The organism is Vibrio sp. 10N.286.51.E5, from assembly GCF_041469125.1.
Classification (GTDB): Bacteria; Pseudomonadota; Gammaproteobacteria; order Enterobacterales; family Vibrionaceae; genus Vibrio; species Vibrio crassostreae_C.
Map to the genome: position 1 here is coordinate 191,904 of NZ_JBFRJZ010000026.1, position 7,007 is coordinate 198,910.

At 43.0% G+C, this 7,007-nt stretch carries 6 protein-coding genes; 1 reads left to right on the forward strand and 5 read right to left on the reverse strand.

Annotated elements, in window-relative coordinates:
• Positions 1-59: 59 nt before the first annotated feature.
• Entirely contained in the window at positions 60-956 is an 897-nt protein-coding gene (locus AB4161_RS10560; protein WP_372083305.1) for a LysR family transcriptional regulator ArgP, read from the reverse strand.
• 142 nt (positions 957-1,098) lie between these two features.
• Between AB4161_RS10560 and AB4161_RS10565 the strand changes: the two genes are divergently transcribed.
• Entirely contained in the window at positions 1,099-1,728 is a 630-nt protein-coding gene (locus tag AB4161_RS10565) for a LysE/ArgO family amino acid transporter (RefSeq protein ID WP_017059061.1), read from the forward strand.
• 96 nt (positions 1,729-1,824) lie between these two features.
• Here the strand turns inward: AB4161_RS10565 and mscS are convergent, their stop codons facing one another.
• From mscS to epd, 4 genes are all read right to left on the reverse strand, one after another.
• A complete protein-coding gene (gene mscS, locus AB4161_RS10570; protein ID WP_017063201.1) occupies positions 1,825-2,691 on the reverse strand; it encodes a small-conductance mechanosensitive channel MscS in 867 nt (288 codons plus the stop codon).
• A gap of 377 nt (positions 2,692-3,068) precedes the next feature.
• Entirely contained in the window at positions 3,069-4,145 is a 1,077-nt protein-coding gene (gene fbaA, locus AB4161_RS10575; protein WP_010435694.1) for a class II fructose-bisphosphate aldolase, read from the reverse strand.
• A 155-nt stretch (positions 4,146-4,300) separates the two neighbouring features.
• Positions 4,301-5,464 (reverse strand): phosphoglycerate kinase, encoded by a 1,164-nt coding sequence (locus tag AB4161_RS10580; protein WP_372083306.1) that lies wholly within the window; start codon positions 5,462-5,464, stop codon positions 4,301-4,303.
• Between the two features lie 166 nt (positions 5,465-5,630).
• Positions 5,631-6,680, reverse strand: coding sequence for an erythrose-4-phosphate dehydrogenase (epd, locus tag AB4161_RS10585; protein WP_032545627.1), 1,050 nt, complete (start codon positions 6,678-6,680; stop codon positions 5,631-5,633).
• Between the last annotated feature and the right edge of the window lie 327 nt (positions 6,681-7,007).

Consider the following 7,007-nt stretch of genomic DNA (forward strand, 5'->3'; position numbering starts at 1 on the left):
TTTAGCCAATCCAGAGCACACACTTCTAACAGAACTTTGACGCTGAAAAAACCAACAGTTTACTGAGGTAAGTGATTGTGAGCAAAACTCAATATTGCTTGGGATACCTCTTTTAATACTCCGCTCTCAAGCTGCCAATGGTGCCAATAGATGCGATAAGAGAGCAGAAAGCCAGGGGTAATATCAATCAGAGCACCAGACTCGAGCTCATCGATAATCTGTAATCGGGGGATCAAGCAATAGGCTACACCCGATAATGCCAAGCGCACAAATGCTTCTGAACTGCCGACTGTATGATTGATCACACTGTCTCTCGGGACGTTAAAATGATCATGCAGAAACTTCTTATGCAGATCATCGTATTGATCATAGGAAACCGCAGGTGCTTTGCTTAAGGTGGCGTAGTTTACGCCCTCTGCAAAGTAACGCTGATGAAAGTCAGGGCTAGCCACGCACACATAATCCATCCTACCGAGATAGTCAGCACTGCAGCCAGGAATCGCTTGAGACTCCAAACTGATTGCACCGGCCACCTCGCCACTTTTAATCTTTTCAATGGTTCTCGACTCACCATGAATCACGAGGTTCAACTCGACTTGGCGAGACTTAATCACATCCGACAAAGCTGGTAGCAACCATGTCGCCAAACTATCAGCGTTGGTGGCTATGGATATCGATAGTGGTTGATTACCCTCTTCATTCATCAACTCAGGCACAAGCTCGTGCTCTAACAAACGAACACGGCGATATAAGCCCAGTAGTTTTTTACCCGCAGGCGTTGGCCTAGGCGGGCTTTCTCTCACCAAGGCTGGCTGAGCCAACCACTTTTCCAGCTGTTTGATGCGTTGAGATACCGCCGACTGGGAGATATATAACTGCTCAGCAGCCCTTTCGAAGCTACGTTGTTTTACTACAGCATCCAGTGCTTCAATCCATTTATAATCCAATCCGCGCATCAATTTGCTTCCTTTTTAAGCTAACTCATCACCACATTAGCAACTCTAATAATGGATTAAAATCATTAATTATACTTATTTAAAGGGTCAGAGTATCTTCGCCATATAGCACGTAAATATCGTTAAATAAGTGGAGGTTAAAATGAGTTTTTGGGTTTTATTACAAGGTTTTGGTCTAGGGGCAAGTATGATTATCCCTATTGGCGCTCAGAATGCGTACGTCCTAAATCAAGGGATAAAACGCAATCATCATTTAACGACAGCAACGATTTGTAGCCTGCTCGATACTCTGTTTATCTCATTAGGCATTTTTGGCGGCGGAGCGATCTTGTCGCAAAATGAATTACTGCTTACCTCAGTGACACTAGGTGGCATCGCTTTTCTGACTGTGTATGGTTTGCTCTCACTACGCAGTGCATTCAAAGTGCGCACCAGTGATGAGTCGAAAGGTGAGATATTAGCGCGTGGCAAGCGCACCGTTATTTTAGGGGCATTGGCAGTAACAGTATTAAACCCACATCTCTATTTGGATACCGTGGTAATTCTTGGATCCATTGGTGGGCAATTTGAAGGCAACGACAGAATTGCATTTGCTATGGGGACTATATTGGCTTCGTTCGTCTGGTTCTATTCTTTGTCATTAGGCGCTGCAAAACTAGGCCCGACGCTATCTAAACCTAAGGTTAAGAAAGGCATTGATATCGCAGTCGCAACCATGATGTTCGCCATAGCAACGGTGCTTACCGATGGACTTATTGAGCAATACTGGTAAATCTATTTAGCTTCATGAAACCAACAAAAAAGGCGGATAACCTAAGTTATCCGCCTTTCCTTATAAAAGCTTATAGTTATAAAAACTAACTAGGAATTAAGCTTCTACTTTATTCATGTGTACATCCATTTGCGGGAATGGAATTTCGATACCCTCGTTATCCAAGCCTTCTTTGATTGCTTGCATCAGGTCGAAATAAACATTCCAGTAGTCAGCAGTGCTAACCCATGGACGAACAACGAAGTTAACTGAAGAATCAGCAAGCGTATGAACACCAACTTGAACGCCAGGTTCTTTCAGTACACGCTCATCAGATTCACAGATCTTAGTCAGTAGCGCTTTTGTCTTCTGAAGATCAGCGTTGTAAGAAACACCAATCATTAGATCAATACGTCGCGTCGCATGACGAGAATAGTTTGTGATTGGGCTGCCGATAACGCTACCGTTAGGTACTACAACCATTTTGTTGTCTGGCGTTGTTAGAACCGTTTGGAAGATTTGAATAGAATCAACTGAACCTGCCACACCACCAATTTCCACATAGTCACCAGACTTAAATGGACGGAATGCAACGATAAGTACACCAGCAGCAAAGTTAGATAGTGAGCCTTGTAGTGCAAGACCAACGGCTAAACCAGCCGCACCAATAACAGCAACTACAGATGCCGTTTGAACACCTAAACGACCAAGTGCAGCAATTAAAACAATCACAAACAACAAGTAACGAACTAAACCATGGACGAACTCCACAACTGCTCGGTCCATTTTCTTCTTCTGAAGAACCTTAGACACGCTATTCGCTACTGCTTTAACAATAAGGTTACCAATAAATAGAATTATCAGTGCTGAAATGATATTTACGCCATATTGGATAAATAAATCTGAATTATTTGTTAACCACTGCTCTGCTTGAGACAAACCATCCACAAGTGGAGTCTCAATCGCTGTCGAACTATCAGCCATAATGTGCATCCTCTATATAATATGCTATGGGCTAAACTGCCTTAAGCCTCATTTACTCTGCAATATAATAAACAGTGTAATTACCGTTAAGTCATTGTGTTAAAAGTAAATTAAAGCCAAGTCCTTTTTATAAACTGAACCAAGTTCAGTTTTTCGGCACGATATCCTATCTTTGACAGATTGCAAAGTCATATTTATGTAAGCTTTTGAATTATTAAAACTTACCGATAAACACAAATACCGATAACTAAAAGACTACGAAATTTATTCACCGCACGCTAGGTTTTTCACATATTTAGTACAATTTTTTATCAGATATAAAAAAACCCGCTCAATGAGCGGGTTTTTAAAACTTAAAGAGTACTTAATTCAAAGAATTATAGTACGTCTACAGCGTTAAGGTCAGCAAATGCTTTCTCTAGACGAGCAACCATTGAAGCTTGACCAGCACGTAGCCATACGCGTGGATCGTAGTACTTCTTGTTTGGAGCAGCTTCGCCAGTTGGGTTGCCGATTTGACCTTGTAGGAAATCGAAGTTGTCAGCAGAGTACTGACGGATACCGTCCCAAGTTGCCCACTGTGTATCAGTATCGATGTTCATTTTGATAACACCGTAGCCGATAGACTCTTGGATTTCTGCTTCAGAAGAACCAGAACCACCGTGGAATACGAAGTTTAGAGCGTTAGGTGCGATACCGAACTTCTCTGCACAGTATGCTTGAGAGTCACGTAGGATAGTTGGAGTAAGTACAACGTTACCAGCTTGGTAAACACCGTGTACGTTACCGAAAGATGCAGCGATAGTGAAACGTGGGCTAACAGCCATTAGTTTCTCGTAAGCGTATGCTACGTCTTCTGGAGAAGTGTAAAGCTCAGATGCGTCCATATCAGAGTTATCAACGCCGTCTTCTTCACCACCAGTACAACCAAGTTCGATCTCGATTGTCATGTTCATTTTAGCCATGCGCTCTAGGTACTTAGCACATGTTTCGATGTTCTCTTCTAGAGACTCTTCAGAAAGGTCTAGCATGTGAGAAGAGAATAGAGGCTTACCAGTTTGTGCGAAGAACTCTTCACCAGCGTCTAGTAGACCGTCGATCCATGGAAGAAGTTTCTTAGCAGCGTGGTCAGTGTGCAGGATAACTGGAACACCGTAAGCTTCAGCTACAGCGTGTACGTATTTTGCACCAGCTACAGCGCCAAGAACTTGTGCGCCTTGACCTTCAAGTTTAACGCCTTTACCTGCGAAGAATGCAGCGCCGCCGTTAGAGAACTGAACAACTACTGGAGCTTTAACTTTAGCAGCTGCTTCTAGTACTGCGTTTACAGAGTCAGTACCAACAACGTTTACAGCAGGAAGAGCAAATTTGTTTTCTTTTGCTACTTCAAATACTTTCTGTACGTCATCGCCAGAAATCACACCAGGTTTTACAAAATCGAAGATCTTAGACATGGAAATAGTCCTATTTATTCTATCGTTTTAAGATTAAAAAACTTAAGTTTAAAAACTTGCAATCGTTTGCTCACAACTTATGACATTCTAGCAAAAAAGTGTGATATGCAGCAAACGTTAAAAGGCGAGATTCACATCTCGCCTTTCTAAATCAATTATGCTTTAGCACGCTCTTCAAGCATTGCTACTGCAGGAAGTACTTTACCTTCAACGAATTCAAGGAAAGCGCCACCGCCAGTAGAGATGTAAGAAACGTCAGCTTTGATACCGAACTTATCGATAGCTGCTAGCGTGTCACCACCACCTGCTACAGAGAAACCTGCAGACTCAGCGATTGCTTTAGAGATACCAGCTGTACCCGCTTCGAAGTTCTTGAATTCGAATACGCCTACAGGGCCGTTCCAAAGGATTGTTTTCGCGTTGCCGATGATTTCAGCTAGTGCCGCAGTTGAATCTGGACCAAGGTCGAAGATCATGTCGTCGTCTTGAACTTCAGAAACGTGCTTGATTTCAGCTTCTGCGTTTTCGTCGAATGCTTTAGCACATGCAACGTCAGTTGCTACTGGGATAGCACACTCTTTCATTAGCTTTTGAGCCGTTTCAACTAGGTCAGCTTCGTATAGAGACTTACCTACGTTGTGGCCTTCAGCAGCGATGAATGTGTTCGCGATACCACCACCAACAACAAGCTGGTCAGCGATTTTAGATAGAGATTCAAGAACTGTTAGCTTAGTCGATACTTTAGAACCACCAACGATAGCAACTAGCGGACGCTCTGGGTTGTCCATTGCTTTGCCAAGAGCTTCAAGCTCAGCAGCAAGAAGAGGACCAGCACATGCTACAGGAGCGTGAGTACCAACACCGTGAGTAGATGCTTGTGCACGGTGAGCTGTACCGAATGCATCCATTACAAAGATGTCACAAAGTGCAGCGTATTGCTTAGAAAGTGCTTCTTCGTTCTTCTTCTCGCCTTTGTTGAAACGAACGTTTTCAAGAACAACAAGTTCACCAGCGTTTAGCTCTAGGCCGTTTACGTAATCTTTAGCTAGTTTAACTTCGCAGTCTAGTGCGTCGTTTAGGTAGTTAACTACAGGAGCTAGAGAGAACTCTTCGTTGTATTCGCCTTCAGTAGGACGACCAAGGTGAGAAGTAACCATTACCTTTGCGCCAGCTTCTAGGCAAAGTTTGATAGTTGGTAGAGATGCAAGGATACGTGCATCTGAAGTTACTTTACCGTCTTTTACTGGTACGTTTAGGTCAGCACGGATAAATACGCGTTTACCTGCAAGTTCCAGGTCAGTCATCTTGATCACAGACATGATTTGTCCTCTCAAATTTAAATAAATATAAAGTTTTGGAAACTCAGCAACCCTGCTAAGCCTATAAATTATTCAACTGGTAATTCTTTCACTACTAATAATATGTGGACTCTTAGTATTTATTTCAAGCTAAAAAATAAATAATCCGCACATTTGCTTCTAGGTCTTACTTCTTGCCTTCAGAAGCTTGCATTGCAAGAACCGTATCCAGCATTCGGTTCGCAAAGCCCCATTCATTATCACACCACACTAGCATTTTAACTAAGTGGCCGTTGCTCACTCGCGTTTGTGAACCATCAACGATTGCGCTATGGGGATCGTGATTAAAGTCGATGGAAACGAGCGGCGCTTCAGTATAGTCAACTATATTGTGTAATGTACACTGGGATGCATTAACAATGGTTTGATTTACGTCATTAACTTTCACATTTGCATTAATTGTGACACTTAAATCCATCGCTGTTACGTTTACCGTCGGCACACGCACAGATATAGCTTCAAATTTGTTGGAAAATTTCGGGAAGATTCTTTCAATACCTTTATGCAACTTGGTATCGACAGGAATGATCGATTGGCTTGCTGCTCGAGTACGACGCAAATCGCTGTGGTACGCATCGATAACTTGTTGATCATTCATTGAAGAGTGAATAGTCGTAATCGTACCGGACTCGATACCAAAGGCGTCATCAAGAACCTTAATGATAGGGACAATACAGTTGGTGGTGCACGAACCATTGGAAACGATTTGGTGGTCCGCTTCGATGGTATCGTGGTTCACACCATAGATAATGGTGTTATCGAGGTCATTGGCACCGGGGTGAGAAAACAGTACCTTTTTCGCCCCTGCAGCAATGTGCGCGAGGCCGTCATCTCGGCAACCATAAACACCGGTACAATCGAGAACGATATCCACTTCTAGGTCACGCCAAGGCAACAGCTCAATATCAGCAAGATGTAAGATACGAATGGTATCGAACTCACCCTTGTCTTCAGCACCAATGCCGTGATGGACATAGATGTGCTCTTGATCGTTGGAGATTTTCTTGCCGAAGCGGCCGTGACTAGTGTCGTACTGCAATAGGTGAGCCATAGCGTCAGGCTGAGCAAGCTCATTGACCGCTACTACTTTGATTTGTTGGCTTTTGCCACTTTCATAGACAGCGCGCAATACATTACGCCCTATTCGTCCAAATCCATTTATCGCGACTTTTAGCATAGTTCCGTACATCTAACCAAAATTTCGTGCAACAGATGATAACTGAATCCTACCCAAAAGGCATTACTTGAATAACTCAGCTTGTTCATGACAGATTGATCTGTTGCTTATAGAGATGAGTCTAGGAGAAACAAATCCCAGAGACAAAAAACCGAGCTCAGCGCTCGGTTTTTTTATTCATTTCATTGTTAGCACTAAGCTAGCAATCAATGATTAAGCAAGAAGCTCTTTCGCGGTGTTTACTACGTTTTCAGTAGTGAAACCGAACATCTTGAATAGCTCGCCTGCTGGTGCAGATTCGCCGAACGTTGTCATACCGATGATCTT

Coding starts and splice junctions, on each gene's coding strand:
- AB4161_RS10560 (WP_372083305.1), bottom strand. CDS start 956: ATGCGCGGATTGGATTATAAATGGATTGAAGCACTGGATGCTGTAGTA.
- AB4161_RS10565 (WP_017059061.1), top strand. CDS start 1,099: ATGAGTTTTTGGGTTTTATTACAAGGTTTTGGTCTAGGGGCAAGTATG.
- mscS (WP_017063201.1), bottom strand. CDS start 2,691: ATGGCTGATAGTTCGACAGCGATTGAGACTCCACTTGTGGATGGTTTG.
- fbaA (WP_010435694.1), bottom strand. CDS start 4,145: ATGTCTAAGATCTTCGATTTTGTAAAACCTGGTGTGATTTCTGGCGAT.
- AB4161_RS10580 (WP_372083306.1), bottom strand. CDS start 5,464: ATGTCTGTGATCAAGATGACTGACCTGGAACTTGCAGGTAAACGCGTA.
- epd (WP_032545627.1), bottom strand. CDS start 6,680: ATGCTAAAAGTCGCGATAAATGGATTTGGACGAATAGGGCGTAATGTA.